An 18,322-nucleotide genomic window follows, 5' to 3' on the forward strand; every position below is an offset into this window, starting at 1 on the left:
TTGTATACTTTACCATAAGAAGGAGAGGTATATATGGTCAAACAACTGATCGTCGGCGACGCAATGCATGAACTGGCCACTACGCGCCGCGTTTTGGAACGCTTGCCCGAGGAGCATATGTCGTGGAAGCCGCACGAGAAATCGATGACGCTTGGCGGGTTGGCTACCCACCTGATTAATCTGATGAACTGGCAAATCGCGATTTTACAACAAAGGGAATTCGATCTTTCGACCGTACCGCAACGGCGGGAGCCTTTGGACAAACGCGCTGACGTTCTGGAGGAGTTCGACGCGAACGTCGGCAAATTTGAAAAACTGCTAGCCGAATGTGACGAGGAAACGCTCGGCGAGGAATGGACGCTGCGCCACGGAGACCATGTGATCCTTCGCCAACCGCGGGCGCTCGCGCTCCGCTCCTTCGGATTAAGCCACATGGTCCACCACCGTGCGCAGCTAGGGGTATACTTACGGCTTCTCGATATTCCGGTGCCGGGCATGTATGGCCCTTCGGCCGACGAGTAAGCCTAATGAACGAAGGTTCTTGATTCGATACACGCCAAACAGTCGCAGGTCTCCGGCGTAACCGCCGGCACTCTGCGACTGTTTTTATAATCATTTAGCGTAATGGTCGTCACATGGCAACTATAAGGGATTATTGTCCTTCATAAACGTTTTGAACAAGCTTTCCGCATGCCGATCCCTTGTTTGCGGATCCTCGTAATCTTCCAGAACATCGATCAGATACTCTTCTCCGGGTTTAAACGCTTTGAAAATGAACTGCTCCTTATTTTCTATGCGTACATCGTGACCGCAGTCTTTAAGGCACTGCTCAAAGTCTTGTAATGTCGGCTCCTGATTTTCCTCCAAATAAATAAGTCCTCTTAGCTGACGCGTTCCCGCCTTGCTTATAATTTTAAAATGGACGATATGTTCTCGTTTCATTTCTTTTTTCCTCCATTAAGCAGTCCGACATAGTTATCTTCATTCCATTGTAAATTTCGAATGATCTGCAAGGGGACAATTGATACAGACCAAGTACATTATCTCATTACTTTGGCTAGGGGAGGAAGGGTAAATGTGGAGATCCTATGAAAAATAAAAACCTGCTCAACCGATTATCTGACCTCTTGTAATGAGAATTATTATCGATTATAATTACCCCAATTCTGCAAATGGCAATCGTGAGGTGTAGGTATTGAATTGGGATGAGCAGATGCAACTGTGGAATCAGGCGGCTGCCACTGTATTGGATGTTCGCTATAAAGTGCTGTGGGAGGGGCAGGATCTGCTTTCTTATCAGCTTCCTGCGAACATCTTTCTGCTTGTGGTTAGCGGCAGCGCTTACGTGCGAATCGATGATCATAAATGTTATCTCAAACGGCATCATCTGCTGCACGCAGGCAAAGGGATGAATGTGGATATCATGCCTGCGAAGCATGAATTTTCTTTTTATCTCGTTTACTACAAAGCAGTTCTGCCCGTTTCCAAGCCCGCTGCTAGTTTGATCGCACAGCCACAATCATTCGGCCATTTCTACCATGTTATCCTTCCGGAACCCGGGCTGGTGCACAGCCTGGTTCGCCGAATGTACGAAGAATGGCAGCAGTCCGGCGTATTGGCCCAGATTCGTATGAAATCGATGCTGTTTGAATTTATATATGAGTTGTTCAGTCAATTGAAGAATTCCAAAGATAGGGGCAGTCCCTCGGATCTTGTGGCGTACGCCCTGCGTTACATCCATGAGCATTACACCGAAGCCGTAAGCATGGATCAATTGGCTGATCTGCTCGGCTGCAGCAGCAGCTATATGTACAGATTGTTTAAGGCGGAGATTGGCAAAAGTCCGAATGACTACATCATCGGAATACGAATGGAGCAAGCACGACAATTCTTACTAACCACTAAGCTTAATCTGCGGGAAATTGCTTTATCCGTCGGCTATTCGGATGTGTATTACTTTAGCCGGTTGTTCAAAAAACAGTTCGGGGTCTCGCCGCTTCAAACCCGCAAACGGGAGTCCGAGGATAACGCGCTCCATCTTAATCCATTAAATACGTCACTATCCTCCATTGTTCCGCCTATGACACTCTCCTATAATCAGAATGTAAATGAAAATCATTCTCATGATGAGGGAGAGATACAATTGATTTCGAACAACCGATCAAAATCTTCAATGACCGCCTTGGTCATGCTATGCCTGTCACTGCTCATCAGCGCGTGCCAAGCGGGCGACGGCATCAATGCAAGCACGGAAAGCAAGGGAAGCCCTTCTTCCGAAACTAGAATGTACAAGCATAAATACGGCGAGACGGAAATTCCGGCGAAACCGAAACGCGTCGTCACCGCTTATCATCTCGGACATATGCTGGCATTAGGTGAACGTCCGCTAGGTGCTGCGACTTACATTCTGCAATACTCCAAGGACGCAATGGATACGACCGGCGTCGTGGATTTGGGCGCTCCTCTTAATCTCGAGAAGATTGCCGATCTGGAGCCGGATTTGATTATCTTAATTGAAGCTTATCTCGAACCGAGCGGAGGGTATGAGGGCTTTAATAAAATCGCACCGACCGTCGTCATTGAGGCCAATCAAGATCCGGTGAAAGATATCCGGTTGATTGGGGATTTGCTTGATAAGAAAGAAGAGGCCGAGCAATGGATTACTAAATTTCAAGATAAGATTGCTCAAACGAAAGAACGTGTGAAGCAATCGTTCGGACCTGACGAGACTTTCACGATTCTAAATGTACGGAGCGAGAAGGCTCGGATGATTTATCGGGATCGCAATATGGGCGGCAATATTTTGTATTCGTATTGGGGATTAAAGCCGCAGGAGAAAGTTCTCAAAGATGTCATCAACGGTATTGACGACGAATCCTCCTATCTGGACATAACAGAGGAAGCCATTCCTGAATACGTCGGCGATCATCTCATTGTGGCCGCGGCTTCCAGCGCTCAAGAGTCAGTTGATAAGCTTATGGCAAGCGGTCTGTGGAAAAATCTCGATGCCGTCAAAAACAACCGTGTGTATAAGATTGACTTCGATCAGTTTCTGTTTAACGATCCCATCTTTGCGATGAAGCAAGTCGACATTTTGGCGGATGTCCTGACCAAGAAGCGGTAAAGTTCCAGTTTACTATGGCTTCAGATTGGCGGCACGGCGAGTCCTGTCTAGGGGCTGAGTTTGACTTTGAATAAGCGGAAGTCCTCTTGCGGAATGCATAAAAGAAAGAGCGGAAGGCGATTGCCTTCCGCTCTGCATCGTGATAAAGGTTCTTACGCTAAGACGTCATGGTAATCCGGGTGACGATCAAACTGACTTTTGGCAAACGGACAAAGAGGAAGGATTTTAAGCTGTTCCTCGCGGGCGTATTCAACGATGCGTTTCACAAGCGCATCCCCGACTTTCTGGCCTCGCAGGCTCTCGGAAACGAATGTATGATCCACGATGATCAAGTTATTTCCGTTCGGTACAAAGTGAATCTCGGCTGTTTTATCGCTTGCTTCGCCAAGATAAAAAGAGTTTCCGTCTTGTTTTATCTCCAACATGATCCATAGCTCCTTCGCTTAGTTTTTTTGATGTCCAACGGAATGTGTGTGATCCATGATTATTCAGGTGCCATTTTCGGAGCATACTTAAACCGAACGCGATTGTCAGGTTAATCATAATTTGATAAAGTGTCCATAGGATAAGGGAATGTGTCGTTGCTCTGTGTTCATGTTACCATGCGACAACAGATGCAGGCAACTGTTTGAGGAAGCTATATGCTTATATAGGAAGGATGATTGTGATGACAATTCGGGTTTATTCTGTTGATAAGCAAGCTTCAGGACAATTCGATGAAGGTAAAATTGCGGAGCAAAAACCGATCGGGTTTCCAGGGGAAGGGTCGGCTGTCGATCGCGTTGGAACGTTATTTTACTGGGCATGGTTTCGCACAAAGGAAGAGGCGACTCTCCCTATGCACCCTCATCGTGGATTTGAGATCTTGTCCTATTTAGTAGAGGGCTCCGTTCAACATCGGGATACGCTTGGGAATGAGCGAACGATCCAAGCAGGCGGTTTGCAGCTCATGCAAACAGGTACAGGGGTTCAACATGCCGAAAAGTACGGGAAAGAAACGTCGGGGTTTCAAATCTGGTTCGAACCCTTCATGGGTGAGGCGAACAATGCAACGCCAACTTATGCGGACTATGAAGACCGGGATTTTCCTGTTCAAATCCGAAACAAGGCAACAATCAAAACAATTCTGGGTGCAGACTCACCGGTTCGAACGGTAGCCGACGCTCAAATGTGGGAGCTAAACCTTCCTGCGGGGCAGTCGTTTGAGCATGTGATTCCCGAAGGATATTCTATTGCAGGGCTTGCCGTAAAGGGGGAGTCGACCTGGCAATTTGGGATTGATATGCATCAAGTAAACGCCAATGATTTCACAGTCTGCGAAGCGAAAATGACGCAAACCTTACATATACAGTCCAAGGAACAGGCGGATTCCCATATCATGCTCATTCAAGTTCCCAGCGTTCTTCCATATCCGTCCTATAAAGAGCTCAAATAAGGTACACAAAAGAGGCGCGGGAGAAAATCTGAAGGACTGCATTACAAAATAAGAGACCCAAAACAACAGGCTGCCGTTATCGGCGGCCTATTTCCATTTACAGGGGTTTTTCCTGAAGAAACAGCGGACATTCATCTTTTTCTTCATTTTTTCCTTCGTTTTTTATGAAATTCCCCTTCATTTTCATGCGGTAGTATGGCTTATATCAGCATGAAGGCGGTGATAACGAGGATGAGGAAAATCATATACTTAACGATATTAATTACAATCGTTTATAAATGGTGCGTTTTGGGTAATATCCGGTTTGACGAGGAAAATCGGGTCTCAGCCGGTCCGATCGGCGGCTGGGAAGAAAGCAGATTTATTGCCCATGCTTTTGGAGGAGTTGAAGGTTTCCATTATACGAATTCTTACGAAGCTTTCGTTTCCAACTACCTTAAAGGTTACCGGCTCTTTGAAACTGATCTCGTAAATACTGCGGACGGGGAGCTTATTGCATCGCACGATTTTTCACAAAACAAAGCAAGAATGACAGTAGAGCAATTTCAAGGATCGCTTATTATGGGGAAATTTCATTCCTTAACGATGACGGAGATTTTGCAATTAATGATCGATTATCCTGATTTCTATTTAATAATCGATTCGAAGGAGAGCAATACAGAACATATACGGCGACAATTCGAGATTCTGGTATCGGAGGCAATTCGGCTGGATCCTATTCTGCTTGAAAGAATAATTCCCGAAATTTTCAGTCCAACGATGTATGAGACCGTTATGAACATCTATCCTTTTCCAAATACCGTATACTCCCTTTACAAATCAAACGCTTCAGCTTCAAGCATCGTTAAGTTTGTGAAGGAAAAACAGATAAGCGCGGTTGCTATGCCTGCTTATCGCGTTATTGTAAATCCCACTTTGGTTAATGCTCTGAGTAAGCTGGGTGTCAAAAGTTACGTGCACACGGTTGACAACATTCGGACTATGCAGGTGCTAAAAAGCATCGGCGTGCACGGCGTGTATACGAACTTGGAGGTTACGCCAACAGAACTCGCTCAAGCAGTAGATGATACAAATCCTTTTCAAATGGTTGGATATATTCCTTCTGCTGCGAAGTTTTTATTTACCAAATTCAAAGCAAATACAATTCTGGAGGGCTTATGAATTTTTATTTTATACAGTGGTTGATTTTAACTTTGGCCGGCTACTTTTTGATAAGCATAACGTATCTGCTCCAGATGATGTTTAAACGAATGAAGAAAAAGCCAAGATAAAAAAATGGCGGCTAACTCCAATTTCACAGCTTGAAATATTCATATCTTTTTTAACAGGGGATAATCAAATGACCATGCATCATATTCTTGTCGTGGACGATGAATTGGAAATTCGAGAAGCGTTGGTTATTTATTTGAAAAATGACCAAGTAGAAGTTTTTACAGCCTCAAATGGGCTCGAAGCCTTAGAAATTTTGGAGAAGGAAACCATTCATTTAATTATTATGGACGTTATGATGCCGCAGCTCGACGGAATAAAAGCAACGTTCAAGATTCGCGAAAACAAAAACATACCCATTATTTTGCTTTCTGCGAAGTCTGAAGACAATGACAAGATTTTGGGTCTTAACGTAGGCGCGGACGACTACATGACGAAACCGTTTAACCCCCTTGAACTGATTGCAAGAGTTCGCTCGCAGCTGCGAAGGTTTACTAACCTTGGCGCTATACAAAAATCAGAGGATGAGATCATTCAAGTAAGGGGACTTGTGCTAAATAAAAGCTCCAAGACCGTAGAGGTGGATGGCGAGGGGGTTAGGCTGACCCCTAAGGAATACAAAATTTTAGAGCTGCTGATGGAGAACAAGGGCAGAATCTTCTCAATCGAAGAGATTTATGATCGCGTATGGAATGAACCGCTTTTCGTAACGGATAATACAATCGCTGTACATGTAAGAAATATTCGCGAGAAGATCGAGATCAATCCGAAGGATCCGAAATATTTAAAGGTGGTATGGGGAATTGGATATAAAATTGAAAAAAATTAAGTCGATTCGGAAAATCCCGGTCGATTGGATGATTTTTATTGCGATAGCGATTTTGGCGGTACTTTTCTGGACGCAAAGAAGATTTTACGTAAACCTGGGATTGAGCTGGTTTTTCATTTATTTTTTTCAAAGATTTCTGCCGGTATTGATGGCGCTTTTATTGACGGTAAAGGTATTCCTTCGCAATAACCAATTTAATGGGAAAAGAAGTGCTGTAACATATTATTTTTCCAGATGGAAAGATCATGTGAAAACTGTTCTCCAAGCCCCGACAATATCCCTTGCACTTATAGGCATCTTTTTTCTAACCGTATTATTCGGTCTAGTCGTTTCCAGTGCATTCTTCTATCCAAGCCGAATCGAGCTGGCATGGCTGACGATTTACATGTTATTGTACATCATGCTGGTAGTTCCTTTCGTTCTAAGCAAACTTAGACGTTTTACAGTGATTATGAATGCTACCATGGAAATTGCGAACGGCCATGTCGAATCCACCATACATGATACGGGGAGAGACGTCCTTTCCAAGCTCGCGGAATACATTAACAATATGAAAAAGGGCTATCAAAATGCACTGGAGAATCAAATCAAAAGCGAACGTCTAAAAACCGAACTCATTACTAACGTCTCTCATGATTTGAAAACGCCGCTCACTTCGATTATCAACTATGTCGATTTGTTAAAAAAAGAAGAGCTTCCTTCGGAAACGGCAAAGTCCCATCTTCAAATTCTTGAGCGTAAAGCGCAACGACTAAAAATTCTTATTGAAGACCTGTTTGAAGTGTCGAAAATGACTAGTGGAGCCGTTGAGCTCAATACCGAACATTTGGATGTTGCAACGTTATTAACGCAGGCGATCGCGGAATCCAAGCATCATGCGAGTAATGACGCAATCGAAATCAGAGAGAGAATAGCGAAGTCTCCGATCTATGCAAATTTGGACGGTAACAAAATATGGCGTGTGTTCGAAAACGTAATCGGCAACGCGATGAAATATTCCCTTCCAGGAACCAGGATATATATTTATTTAGATGATTTAGATCACCAAGTACGATTAAAAATCCAAAATACAGCTGCGTATGAGCTTGATTTTGCTGCAGAGGAGTTGTTCGAGCGTTTTAAAAGAGCGGATGTATCCCGGCAAACCGAGGGGACCGGACTTGGTCTCACCATTGTAAAAAGCATAGTGGAATTGCATGGCGGAGAGATTAACATCGAAGTGGATGGCGATCAATTCAATGTTATCGTCCATTTGCCCAAGTACCGATTAAAATAAACTTAAGAGGCTCTATTCCGCCAGCACGAACAGTGAACATTCGTTTAAGAGGACATAGGAAAGTTGGGATGTTGGACACTGATTTCAGTAATTTTAATATGTTACAATAAATAAAAAAGATAGAACTAGACAAAGAAATAGGAGGGAGAGGATGGAACCTATGTATGAACGTTTGGCAGACAAACTGAAGACGACATCCGCGTTAAAATGGTTTCCCGGTCACGGGGCGGAAGAGAGTTGGATAGCGGAAGTGGAAGAGGAATTAGGGTTCAGCCTGCCTCCGTCTTACCGCTGGTGGCTGGTTCATTATGGAAATGCACGGTTAAATGGCGGGAATATTTTAACTGTCTCTGCTCCGGAACACAGAGAGTATGATGACAGCGACCTGCTGTACATACATAGGTTAAATAAAGCCGAGGACTGGTGGGTAAGCCGGTTTCCCAACAGAATGGACTTGTTCGTTCCGGATAGTGACGAGCTTTATTTTTTTGATACATCTTCCAGAAACGAGCAGGGTGAATTTCCGATTATGTGTTATGATCTCATGAATGATTTAATCGACACGTATGCTGTGACATTTGCGGAGTTTTTAGAACGGTTGATTGACGAGCGTACTTAAAAAGGGTGTGGAGGGGGCTTTTGCTTGGGGAAAGCATAGGCTTCCCTTCGCCGTTTTGGTGGAAGGGGTACACTTATATATGAAATTTAACCCCCCCTAATTTTCTATAAAGCGGGTACGAGAATGTCAACGAGGCTGCCGAAAGAACGATCGGCGGCCTTATTTTGTTACAGCGATGAAAAATGAACGAAATTGAATGAATTAGAGGAGTTTTTGTTAGAAATTTATTATTGGCGGCATCTATGTATTAACGGGATACTCAAATTTTGATTGATAAGGAGAGTGACTTAAAATGAATCAATTTGATTTTATGTGGGATGGCGGTTTTATTATGGCTCCTATTGAGCAGTTTGACGAAGCGATTGAATGGTATTGTACCCACATGGGATGGGTTTGTAAAGCGAACTTTGAAAATGTAGGAAGAATGGCTTTCTTAAAGTTCCCTGGTAAGGGTCAAGTCGTATTGAAATCATACGAAAACCAATACCCGCAATTTAATTATAAACAAGCTCCGGAAAGTAACAGTAGACTATGCTTCAAAATTGAAAACAAAGAAAACGCTTTATCTTACTTTGCAACTCATGGGATAAAAACTTCCGAAATGAAAGCTTTACCTGACGGACGTGAAAGTTTTGAAATTCATGCTTTCGGCGGTACGATTCTAACTGCTGTAACATCGAATGCTGAGAGATCCAAGTATCCTAAATCAAGAATTGCGGGATACTCCGACATCGTGATGATAATTGGGGCAAAAAATTTGAAGGACATGATTTCCTTTTATGAAAACGTAATTGGTATGGAGAAACTCGAATATGAAGTTCCTAATGGATTCGCCCTCTTAGGTGCCAAGGATGCACGCAGCAAGGTACACGATCTTGTTTTGATAGTTCCTGACGATACAGAGAAATCGTTAGTGACGAATCAATCCACACAACCGCACTTCTGGATTGGGCCCAAGAAGAAAGACTTTGTAATGGCTTGGGAAAAGTTAAAAGCAGAGGGACACACGATCTCCGATATTTCCGGAAATCCCGAAACTTGGGCGGCGTTCTACCTTATAGATCCGGAGGGAAACCGAGTTAATGTTTGGAATTGCAAATAATAATTTTACTATAAACGCCCCGCTCCTTCTTTCGAAGGGGCGAGGCGCGGATTCGTGACGGAGGAGCCGAATCAATTTGCATGTTAATACCGTTACAAGAAATACCTTCTGATTTTAGCTGATTTTTATCGATAGTATTGCCTTTTTTTCTTTTCCTTTACGGATACTCTTAATTTCCAAAGTTCTTTAGCCAACTGAAAAACTTCTTCATCATCTCCATCTTCAATTGCTATTTTCCTTGCTTTTAATAGAGCATTTGCAGCAGGGGACAGGTCAGGAGCATCCTGTACCCATGTTTTAAAATCAATAATAAATGGATCTGTATCGCTCCAATGGTAATTATGATTAATAAACGCTGCACCTACTTTGCTTTCATTAAGCTCCTGCGTACAACGAAAAAGTTCTTTCTCATCATTACCTAATAACACTAATTGTTTTTTATCTATAAATACAAGGGAGATATCTTTCCTATTAACGATAATTTCATCATCTCTAAGTTTTAATAAAACTTTATCATCGTATATAGATATCTTTAAGCTTTCATGAAAAGATACAAAAATCAAAACAAGTCCAGCGATCAAACCAAGGAGCATTGTAATGATACTTACCCACGCTCCATTAAAGGACGCAACAAATGTTAAAGGTCCCTCGAAAGGTACCCACGGCAAAGAAATCCCCCATTTAGCAATACTCGGAAGAAACCAACCGAACACTAAACCGATAAGAGGGAACCCAAGCCAGATGATAACCTTATCCGTTTTTGAAAAATTTAATAATGTAGGATTATCGCTCATTTACATTCCCTCTTTTCCAGATAATACACTTGAAATGGCTTGTTTCCATACGGCTGCAGTATCCAATTGAATTCCTATCATCGGATAGTTTGATAAGTTATCAAGTGTTAACGCTAATACAACCGCTTTTTCACGTAGTCCATTTGATTCCATAAGACCATATTCTACACCTTTTTGCATTAAGTGTACAAAACCGTTAATAAACCCTTGCTGAACGGCTTGAATTTTTAATTTATACGCCTTATTATGCGATGATTCCCGATTTCCATATAATAAAAACTCGTTTAATACTTGGACAACGAGCATTTGTGTATCAGTAGATTCTTCATTCAACAACTGCACGCCGTCATTAATAATCTTCTCTACAAAATTCTCTTTCGTATACGCCATAATAGGAAAGTATTTATCAAAACTATATCCCTCTAAAATCCAAGTGAATACAGCGTCAATTAGTTCTTCTTTCGAAGAGTAATAATAATAAATGGATGGCTTCTGTATGCCTACAGAATTCGCGATCATAGAAAGTGAAGATTTTTCAATTCCATACTGTCCAATTAACCAGGTGGTCGTTTCAAGAATTTTTTGTCTTGTTGTTTCGCTTTTACTCATCATCTCACCTTTTTCTACCTATCGTTAGTTAGATAATAACATTTAGCTAAATCGATTGTCAAAACGATCCAAATGCGGATGGAGTAAGACCCGTACACAAGCAGGTAAACCTTAGAGGATCCATAGAAAAAGGGTTTTGCATCAGTTTTCCAGAATATTTTTCAAAATTATGTCCAAAAGCTTCCGCCTCTGGCATCTATTGTTCGAGAGTTTATCTAGCGCATAAAGGAGTTGAAACGTGAACCGTTTTGAATTCGGACACCCCCCCGCCGATGAGCGGGATCAGGAGGAATCCGCTTTGATTGCAGTCGATTTCCCGTACACACCAGAAGCTGCAGCACGAGCGTATACGAGTATATATCAATGAACATTTGATCCAGCGAAGGGAGAAAAATAGAATGACAAAAAAATGCTTGGAACGTCCGGCCGTATATACGGAGCGGGTAGGCGACAGCCATTTTCTCGGGTCGAGACCATCGGTTACGTATTGTCTATGGGGTCTGTTGCAATACACCGACAAGAAGGGGATATCCCTTGCTGAAGTGAATGCGTTGGCGGGGTACGCGTTTAGCCTGAATATTTTTAAGGATACGGTTCATATCGGAGGACCGTTCATTTATGCTGGCGAAGAGCGGTTCCAGCAGGCTTTGGCCAACCTTGGCTATGATTTTAAGGTGTTAAACTTTTTGCCGGTTGAACCGGACACTGTAACCGATGTGCTGGATACGGCCCAACGGTCGATTGACCGCGGCGTCCCGATCATCCTATGGGATATTTTCCATGCCGAATTCGGACTCGTTTATGGCTACGATGATAACAAGCGGCAGTTGAACGGGTTGGACAAGTTGCGGGAGGAGCCGCTCGCTTACGATCTAATCGGAAAAGGGAAAACGGCGGAAATCGGTTTTATTTCCATTACGACCCGAAATAAGACCGATCGTCGGACGGCGATCATCCGTATGTTGAATCAAGCGATTGAACATGGCTATACGGCGGAGCCGATAAAGCATGCCGACGGGGAATTGGCCAAAGGGCTTGCCGCGTATGATGCATGGATGGAGGCGTTTCAAGGGGGGAGGATCGTATCTTTTTTCAACGCTTACAATATTGTCGTCTATGCGGAGCTCCGCCAGTTTGGTGTCCAGTTTCTGCGTGAGCTCTTGGAGGAGTTTCAAGATCATGAGATGATTGAAGCTTGCATACGGAAATGTGTTGGCCATTATGAAGCTGTGGCTGCTGCGCTGAAAGGCCTTGCCGAGCTGTTTCCTTTTCCCGGAGGGGGAGATCCAAAGGATCCGGACAACATCATTAATGCCATTAAGTTTCTGGAGGATGCAAAGCGCGCGGAGGCGAAAGGGCTCAGGGAGCTGAATCAGCTGAGAGCATGTATCGTTTCGCTGCAGCCTGGAGGTGTGGAGTGAACGGCTCGGAGGGGACGCAGCGCACACAGAGAGGGCGCCGGAAATGCTCGGCGAGCATACCGCATCTATGATCGGAGCGTATTTGATCTAGCACCGGCTCGAACGTTTTCGACCGACAGTCTTTACGATTGAGCAGGATACGCCGAACTGATAGAGAGTTCTATTGTTAATAGCATCGGTTTGCATAAAATTGATGCTGATAAAAGAACAATGGCAGCCCTGCCATTGTTCTTTTCAAAGTAAGCGTCAAAGCTGTCCGAAGAATAAAGGCTCTTTTCCCGTTCGGTGGGCGAGCCGCATTTCCTGCAAATGTGCGATGATCCTGCAAGGGGGCACAAAAGGAATCGCAGCGCGTATAAGCCTGTTTTCTCAGCATGGAAACGTGCGCGACCCGCATTATCCTGTCATAGCGAAAAATCGGTCACGCCTTTCTTATAGGCATATTTCAGCGTGTAGGTTTCTCCTTCCTCAAAGGGCATTGTTGCAATTTTGATTCGAGTATAATCAAGCCTGTGTTCTCTTAATACTCTTTTTATCAAAGCAATACCCCGTTCTTCATCCGTAATGACACAAAATATGTTAAGTACATATTTATGTGGGTCAGACACGCATTTCCCCATATCAAAACCATCGACATGACCAAGTTCAGCATCAGATAAATATGTATTCAAATATTCCGTTACTTTATTTTTTAACCATTCGTCGCGTTGGTTTCCTTTTACGCTTTTCAAGGGATACTGCAGCACTAACCAAAATTTTTCATTCATTCAAATTCACCACCGTACTTTTGTGTGTTAAATAAACTAGCTGAGCCTTTCATAGGTAAGATGAAATCCTAAAATCATTATATTACAAAATGTTGGAGGATAGCGCTTTACTTCGAGGTGAACCCCTTATAGTATGAACGGGAAGGCTACTTTAATAATAATCGTTTTTTACCAGTAACTTCTCAGCAACTAGGAGTAATATTAGTAGGTGCTAACCAAAACATGGGGGGGTTGCTATTTGAAATTTGACAAGGAAATCGAAAATGCTATTGCATGGGCAATAAATTACCTGAATTCGGAGGATTACCAATTACGGTGTCTCGGTTTTGTTGAAGATGCTTATGAAAGAAGCAACGGAATTGAGATGTAGGGAGGCGATGATGCTCGCGAGTCCGCTAACATTTACGAAGCCCACAAGAATATTGGTTTCCCACCGAAAGGAGCTTTTGTTTTCTATTCCTGTTCTGGCATGGTCGAAGGTGAAGTGGAAAATTGGGGACACGTAGCTTTGTCTTTAGGGAATGGAGATGCAATACACGCCTGGGATAAAGTAAGAATAGATAACTATTTAGCAATTGAAAGTCTTAGACCAGCACCAGGTTGGACCCAACCCCAATTCATAGGATGGGCTCCAGTTGAAAGGATATTAACCGGAATACAGGAGAAGGTATGGGATTAAAATAAGTTGCGCTTACGGCAACCATTTGCTCATTAAACATCTCCAAAGACTGCCGGCATGCTGGTGGTCTTTTCTCACATAAATCCATGTTCAAAAGAGGACGTATCTGAAAGGTTAGCCGTTGTATGCATGACTTTGAAGAGATTCAGAAGAATACTAGAAGCTTTCGCAACCAATTTCAAGAATGAAACGTTAAAAGAATAAACAATTACGGAGGAAATATGAGGGGATTTATAAAAATGGGAGTAATGATTGCGATAGTATTTCTAATTTTTGCTGGATGCAGCAAAGATGTCACAGGCGATGAAAAAACAGCCGAGCAATACGTCGAGGATCAAGGTTATAAAATTACTTCCCACAAAGGCGAAACTGATAAGTACCTCTTAGACAAAAGCAAACTTTACGGAAGTACAGAAACAATACCATACCGGCAGAGCTGGAGGGTTCAAACTGTAGAGCCTGATATGTATTTTGGTGAAGAAATAACTGTGTATGGATTTACTGTGTCGAATCATCCTCTGGAAAAAAGCAATAAAGCTAAAACGAATGTATATATTATGCTTGCCGAAGGTAAGGTTATTGGCGGATATTCTTTTCCTAATATCGAGGGTCTGAATGGCAGCGTGTATTCCCTGGACGGAAAAACGCTAGAGGAAGTAACAGGACGAACGTTTAAAGATTGGTCCGATGGTTGGAAAAAAAAGTACAGCAGTTGACTATGCTAAACAGGTACATAGATGAACGAAACAAGGAGCAGTTTGCCGCGGCAGCTGCTCCTTGTTTTTATCAAACGAAATAGCCGTTTACAATATAAGTTGATAAAAAAATACACAGATCGGGATCGTACGTATGTTAATATTTAGTAAGACAGGAGGTAATGAGTGCATGTTTCCAGAAAAAGAGAACCACCGAAACGCAGACGGGTACAAACCTAATGTAGTTCCTAGAGCTCTTAAAGTTATTAATAGCATAAAGGAGGATACACTCCGAATGGATTCTTTCGATGAGGAAATCCAAGTGGAAGAAGGACTGGAAGACATTACGGGTTTAACTTGTATCTATGTACCGGTAAATGATGTTTACGAGTCGATCAAGTGGTATCAAAAAAATTTAGGATTCCAGCCTGCAAACAACGACCGAGTTGAGCCCGGGATGGCGACAGCTGTTTTGAATTTTCCCGATCGGAATGGAAATCTGCCTTCACCTGGTTTAAGGCAAGTCGTACCTGCTCTGTTCCTTCACAAATCGGATGAAGAAGGCGGTCGACTAAGCTTTTCATGGTCATTGGACAGCGGCAAACCCCATGCAATGGCATGTTTCATTACTCCAAGGATCCAGGAGCTGTTAGAACGTTTCAAGGAAAACGGAGTGAATATTTTAGGAGAACGGGTGACAAGCGGACCCAACATAACATTCGCAGATCCTGACGGTAACATATGGGAAGTTTGGCAACCATAATCGATCAACCAGACTTATTACACAATTGAGAACATTAGCTCAGAAGATAGACGAAGGCAGCCGGTCAGAATGATCGGCTGCCTTTTCTCTAATAACGGGGAGTGAAAGATGAAATAAGAAAAATCTATAACATTTTTAATGAGCAGTGGTAATTTTCACTAAGGGGGTAATGCAGTGAAGGTGAGGTTATCGAATTATTGTGAAGATTGGGTTCGAATGTTTCTGGATGAGGTTGAGTTTCTGAAGACAATATTTAAGGATGAAATCGTACGTTTCGAGCATTTTGGCAGTACATCCGTTCCCGTTATGAAGGCGAAACCGGTAATAGATATGATGTGCATTGTGAACAATATACAAAGAATCGACTTATATAATGATGAAATGCTGTCTTACGAATACGATATTGCAGGAGAATGGGGAATTTCAGGAAGGAGATTGTTTCGAAAAGGCGGGTAGACTAGAACGCATCATATTCATTTCTACCAATTGGATAACCCGGAAATCGAACGTCATCTCATATTTCGAGATTATTTGCGATGTCATCCAAAAGAGGTTGTCAGGTATAGCAGCTTCAAAGAAGAATTATCCCAACGCTTCGAGGACACGAGTGGTTATAGTCCAGCAAAAAAAGCGTTTGTAAAAGAAATGGAACAACAAGCGTTCACATGGTTCAAGGCAACTTAAAACCAACGGGTGAAGAAAGTTTAATGTTCGCCCAGAGCGAGGCTGCCGAATCGGCAGCCTTTTCCTCTAACTGTCGGCAAAGTTAATTAATAACGATACATTCCGAAGAATTATTTTGATATCTATTGTAAGGTTGAGGGAAATAGGAAGGTGGGGAGCTTTTGATATCATTAAAAGAAATCGACCATCAGAATTGGCAAGAATGTATTAAATTAAAGGTGAAAAAAGAACAAGAACATTTTTTACCTTCAAATCTGTATTCTCTTGTACAAGCCAAGTACCAAAAAACTGATTTTTATTCATTTGTACCGCTTGCGATTTATAAGGAAGAGACCATGGTTGGATTTATAATGTGGGATGAGGTTCCAAACAACGGGATATATGTGATACCTCGTTTGATGATTGATGAGCAATATCAGGGAAAAGGGATTGCAAAACGTGCGATTCAAGCAGCCATTGACATTATCAAGCAAAAAAACGATTGTAAAGGAATACAGGTTAGTTATAAGCCAGATAATGATGCTGCACAAAGACTATATGCAAGTTTAGGATTTAAACGAAACGAGTTAAAATCAAAACCCGATGGGCCAGTCGTCGAACTTGAAATATAAATTAACAAATCATGGAGATGATCGATGGGAGCCAACCCGTCAATAAACTTTGTGATATGCCTGTGCCGTAAGAATGATAGCATTTGCGGGGAGTAACTAGTGCGCTTTTTACGAACAGAGAGTTCGTTTTATCTTTAAACGTTAATCATGAACCTCCAGCTATCAAAAATAACGTATTAGTGTCAGGAGGAAACGCGTGCATGATCAGGAAACAAAAAATTGTAGTGATTGGTGCAGGGATTGTTGGCGCATCAATGACTTACAACTTGGCAAAGCGGAATCAGGATGTCACTTTGATCGAGTGCAATTCAACGGTTGCGTGTGAAGTAACCGAAAAATCTTTCGCTTGGATCAATACGTCGGGCCGAGTTTTACAAAAATATCGGCCTTTATATGATGCAGCACTAACCGAATATCATGCTTTAGAAAAAGAAATACCTGAGTTAAAAATAAACTGGCACGGAGCACTGACATGGGGAGTTCCTGCAAATTTTGAGTCTCGTGTACAAAAATTAAATCGGCAGCAGATCATTGAACTGGAGCCTAACTTGATGGAATATCCGGATGAAGCCGTGTACGCGCGCGAAGAAGGCGCTGTTGATCCTGTTTGGACAACAAAACTTTTGGCGGATAAGGCTGAAGAAAATGGAGCGAAAATACTTTTTGATACGAAAGTGATGAAAATAATGATAGAGGATGCCAAGGTTGTGGGGGTTCACACCTCAAACGGTTTTATCGAATCGGATGTTATCGTATTAGCAACCGGCGCAGCTTTACCTGAACTCTGTAATCCGTTAGGCCTCGATGTTCCTGTCGCTCCTTCGCCTTCTATTATGATTCGCATGAAATCGAATGAAAATTTAATTCATACTTTAATTTCGAATTCACAATTTGAAGCAAGACAACTAACCGACGGTATGCTAATTGCGGCCGAAGATTATAGAGATGAGTCCGGAGAAAATGGGCCGGAGGCAATTGGAAAACGAACGTTTGAAATCCTTCGTAACGGTTTAAAAGGCGGAGAGAAATTGGAATTGGAAAGTATCAAGGTAGGAATGAGACCTATGCCTGTAGACGGATACCCCATCGTTGGCTTTTATGATCAGATAGAGGGGCTATATCTAATCGTTATGCATTCAGCCATTACGCTTGCTCCAGTTATTAGTCGTTTGGCTGCAAGCGAAATAATAGACAACGTACGGGTGGAAGAATTAGAATGCTGCCGGTTATCCAGATTTTAAACGTGTGCGTATTGTAGATATCGAGTAAGAAGCTGCTTTAAATAAAGTACTGAAAGAGTTTGTTGGTGTATAATAAGCAATAATTGATCAATCAGTAATTTTGTGTGGCGAAGAAAATTTATATACTGTGGTGATGAAATTGGCGATTTTAGAAAAACGTAAGCGAAAGATTGTAGTCAACAACAAAGAATTTTATTGGTATATCGGTAAAGACCCATATGATAAAATATTTGCAAAAGCGGTACATATTATTTCGCCAACCAAAGATTTTCTTGTAATATACCGACTTGATTTTGTTACAGAAGGAAGTATATTTCCGAAGTTAGAAGTGATTAAAAGTAGTTATATTGAGCCTGGTTTTTATAATTTAAATGAAAATGTTCTTGAGCAAGAAGTGACACCTAAATGTGTTAGTGAAATAATATCATTTTGTCTTTCAAATAACTCAAACTTCGCAGAGTAAA

19 protein-coding genes and 1 pseudogene are annotated in these 18,322 nt (G+C 42.3%); 15 read left to right on the top strand and 5 right to left on the bottom strand.

Going from position 1 to position 18,322, the window contains the following annotated elements:
* The first annotated feature begins 33 nt into the window (after positions 1–33).
* Positions 34–522, top strand: a complete 489-nt coding sequence (locus tag DQG23_RS14640) for a DinB family protein (RefSeq protein WP_113031597.1) — start codon at positions 34–36, stop codon at positions 520–522.
* A gap of 120 nt (positions 523–642) precedes the next feature.
* Here the strand turns inward: DQG23_RS14640 and DQG23_RS14645 are convergent, their stop codons facing one another.
* Positions 643–942, bottom strand: coding sequence for a hypothetical protein (locus DQG23_RS14645; protein WP_113031598.1), 300 nt, complete (start codon positions 940–942; stop codon positions 643–645).
* A 253-nt stretch (positions 943–1,195) separates the two neighbouring features.
* On the opposite strand from DQG23_RS14645, the gene DQG23_RS14650 reads away from it, so the two are divergent.
* Positions 1,196–3,124 (top strand): AraC family transcriptional regulator, encoded by a 1,929-nt coding sequence (locus DQG23_RS14650; RefSeq protein ID WP_113031599.1) that lies wholly within the window; start codon positions 1,196–1,198, stop codon positions 3,122–3,124.
* 152 nt (positions 3,125–3,276) lie between these two features.
* Here the strand turns inward: DQG23_RS14650 and DQG23_RS14655 are convergent, their stop codons facing one another.
* On the bottom strand, positions 3,277–3,549 hold the full coding sequence (locus tag DQG23_RS14655; RefSeq protein WP_113031600.1) for a GNAT family N-acetyltransferase: 273 nt from the start codon (positions 3,547–3,549) through the stop codon (positions 3,277–3,279).
* 242 nt (positions 3,550–3,791) lie between these two features.
* Between DQG23_RS14655 and DQG23_RS14660 the strand changes: the two genes are divergently transcribed.
* The 6 genes from DQG23_RS14660 to DQG23_RS14685 all read left to right on the top strand — a co-directional run bounded on the left by DQG23_RS14660 (position 3,792) and on the right by DQG23_RS14685 (position 9,594).
* The gene (locus DQG23_RS14660) at positions 3,792–4,559 is read left to right on the top strand and encodes a pirin family protein (protein ID WP_238177894.1); all 768 of its coding nucleotides are present in this window, start codon (positions 3,792–3,794) and stop codon (positions 4,557–4,559) included.
* Between the two features lie 231 nt (positions 4,560–4,790).
* Positions 4,791–5,720 (top strand): phosphatidylinositol-specific phospholipase C/glycerophosphodiester phosphodiesterase family protein, encoded by a 930-nt coding sequence (locus DQG23_RS14665; RefSeq protein WP_158560505.1) that lies wholly within the window; start codon positions 4,791–4,793, stop codon positions 5,718–5,720.
* A gap of 178 nt (positions 5,721–5,898) precedes the next feature.
* Complete coding sequence (locus DQG23_RS14670) at positions 5,899–6,597, top strand: response regulator transcription factor (protein ID WP_113031603.1); 699 nt, start codon at positions 5,899–5,901, stop codon at positions 6,595–6,597.
* The gene (locus DQG23_RS14675) at positions 6,572–7,873 is read left to right on the top strand and encodes a sensor histidine kinase (RefSeq protein ID WP_113031604.1); all 1,302 of its coding nucleotides are present in this window, start codon (positions 6,572–6,574) and stop codon (positions 7,871–7,873) included. The genes DQG23_RS14670 and DQG23_RS14675 overlap by 26 nt, the downstream gene beginning before the upstream one ends.
* A gap of 160 nt (positions 7,874–8,033) precedes the next feature.
* Complete coding sequence (locus DQG23_RS14680; RefSeq protein WP_113031674.1) at positions 8,034–8,492, top strand: SMI1/KNR4 family protein; 459 nt, start codon at positions 8,034–8,036, stop codon at positions 8,490–8,492.
* A gap of 292 nt (positions 8,493–8,784) precedes the next feature.
* A complete protein-coding gene (locus tag DQG23_RS14685) occupies positions 8,785–9,594 on the top strand; it encodes a VOC family protein (protein WP_113031605.1) in 810 nt (269 codons plus the stop codon).
* A 125-nt stretch (positions 9,595–9,719) separates the two neighbouring features.
* Here DQG23_RS14685 and DQG23_RS14690 read toward each other — a convergent pair whose 3' ends face one another.
* Complete coding sequence (locus DQG23_RS14690) at positions 9,720–10,388, bottom strand: YqeB family protein (protein WP_113031606.1); 669 nt, start codon at positions 10,386–10,388, stop codon at positions 9,720–9,722.
* Positions 10,389–10,997, bottom strand: a complete 609-nt coding sequence (locus DQG23_RS14695) for a TetR/AcrR family transcriptional regulator (RefSeq protein ID WP_113031607.1) — start codon at positions 10,995–10,997, stop codon at positions 10,389–10,391.
* Between the two features lie 398 nt (positions 10,998–11,395).
* On the opposite strand from DQG23_RS14695, the gene DQG23_RS14700 reads away from it, so the two are divergent.
* Entirely contained in the window at positions 11,396–12,418 is a 1,023-nt protein-coding gene (locus DQG23_RS14700; RefSeq protein WP_113031608.1) for a hypothetical protein, read from the top strand.
* A 404-nt stretch (positions 12,419–12,822) separates the two neighbouring features.
* Here the strand turns inward: DQG23_RS14700 and DQG23_RS14705 are convergent, their stop codons facing one another.
* Positions 12,823–13,185, bottom strand: coding sequence for a hypothetical protein (locus DQG23_RS14705; protein WP_113031609.1), 363 nt, complete (start codon positions 13,183–13,185; stop codon positions 12,823–12,825).
* A 918-nt stretch (positions 13,186–14,103) separates the two neighbouring features.
* On the opposite strand from DQG23_RS14705, the gene DQG23_RS14710 reads away from it, so the two are divergent.
* The 6 genes and pseudogenes from DQG23_RS14710 (at position 14,104) to DQG23_RS14735 (ending at position 18,321) form a co-directional block, all read left to right on the top strand.
* Positions 14,104–14,580, top strand: a complete 477-nt coding sequence (locus DQG23_RS14710; protein ID WP_238177893.1) for a hypothetical protein — start codon at positions 14,104–14,106, stop codon at positions 14,578–14,580.
* 169 nt (positions 14,581–14,749) lie between these two features.
* Positions 14,750–15,322: a VOC family protein gene (locus DQG23_RS14715; protein WP_158560507.1), complete on the top strand. Its 573-nt coding sequence runs from the start codon at positions 14,750–14,752 to the stop codon at positions 15,320–15,322.
* Between the two features lie 174 nt (positions 15,323–15,496).
* Positions 15,497–16,006, top strand: a pseudogene (locus DQG23_RS14720) (GrpB family protein).
* Positions 16,007–16,167: 161 nt separating this feature from the next.
* Complete coding sequence (locus tag DQG23_RS14725; RefSeq protein ID WP_113031612.1) at positions 16,168–16,617, top strand: GNAT family N-acetyltransferase; 450 nt, start codon at positions 16,168–16,170, stop codon at positions 16,615–16,617.
* Positions 16,618–16,817: 200 nt separating this feature from the next.
* Positions 16,818–17,858, top strand: a complete 1,041-nt coding sequence (locus tag DQG23_RS14730) for an NAD(P)/FAD-dependent oxidoreductase (protein WP_192894590.1) — start codon at positions 16,818–16,820, stop codon at positions 17,856–17,858.
* 139 nt (positions 17,859–17,997) lie between these two features.
* Positions 17,998–18,321, top strand: a complete 324-nt coding sequence (locus DQG23_RS14735; RefSeq protein WP_146762310.1) for a hypothetical protein — start codon at positions 17,998–18,000, stop codon at positions 18,319–18,321.
* Position 18,322 lies beyond the last annotated feature (1 nt).

The sequence above is a fragment of the Paenibacillus contaminans genome (assembly GCF_003285015.1).
Lineage (GTDB): Bacteria > Bacillota > Bacilli > Paenibacillales > NBRC-103111 > Paenibacillus_V > Paenibacillus_V contaminans.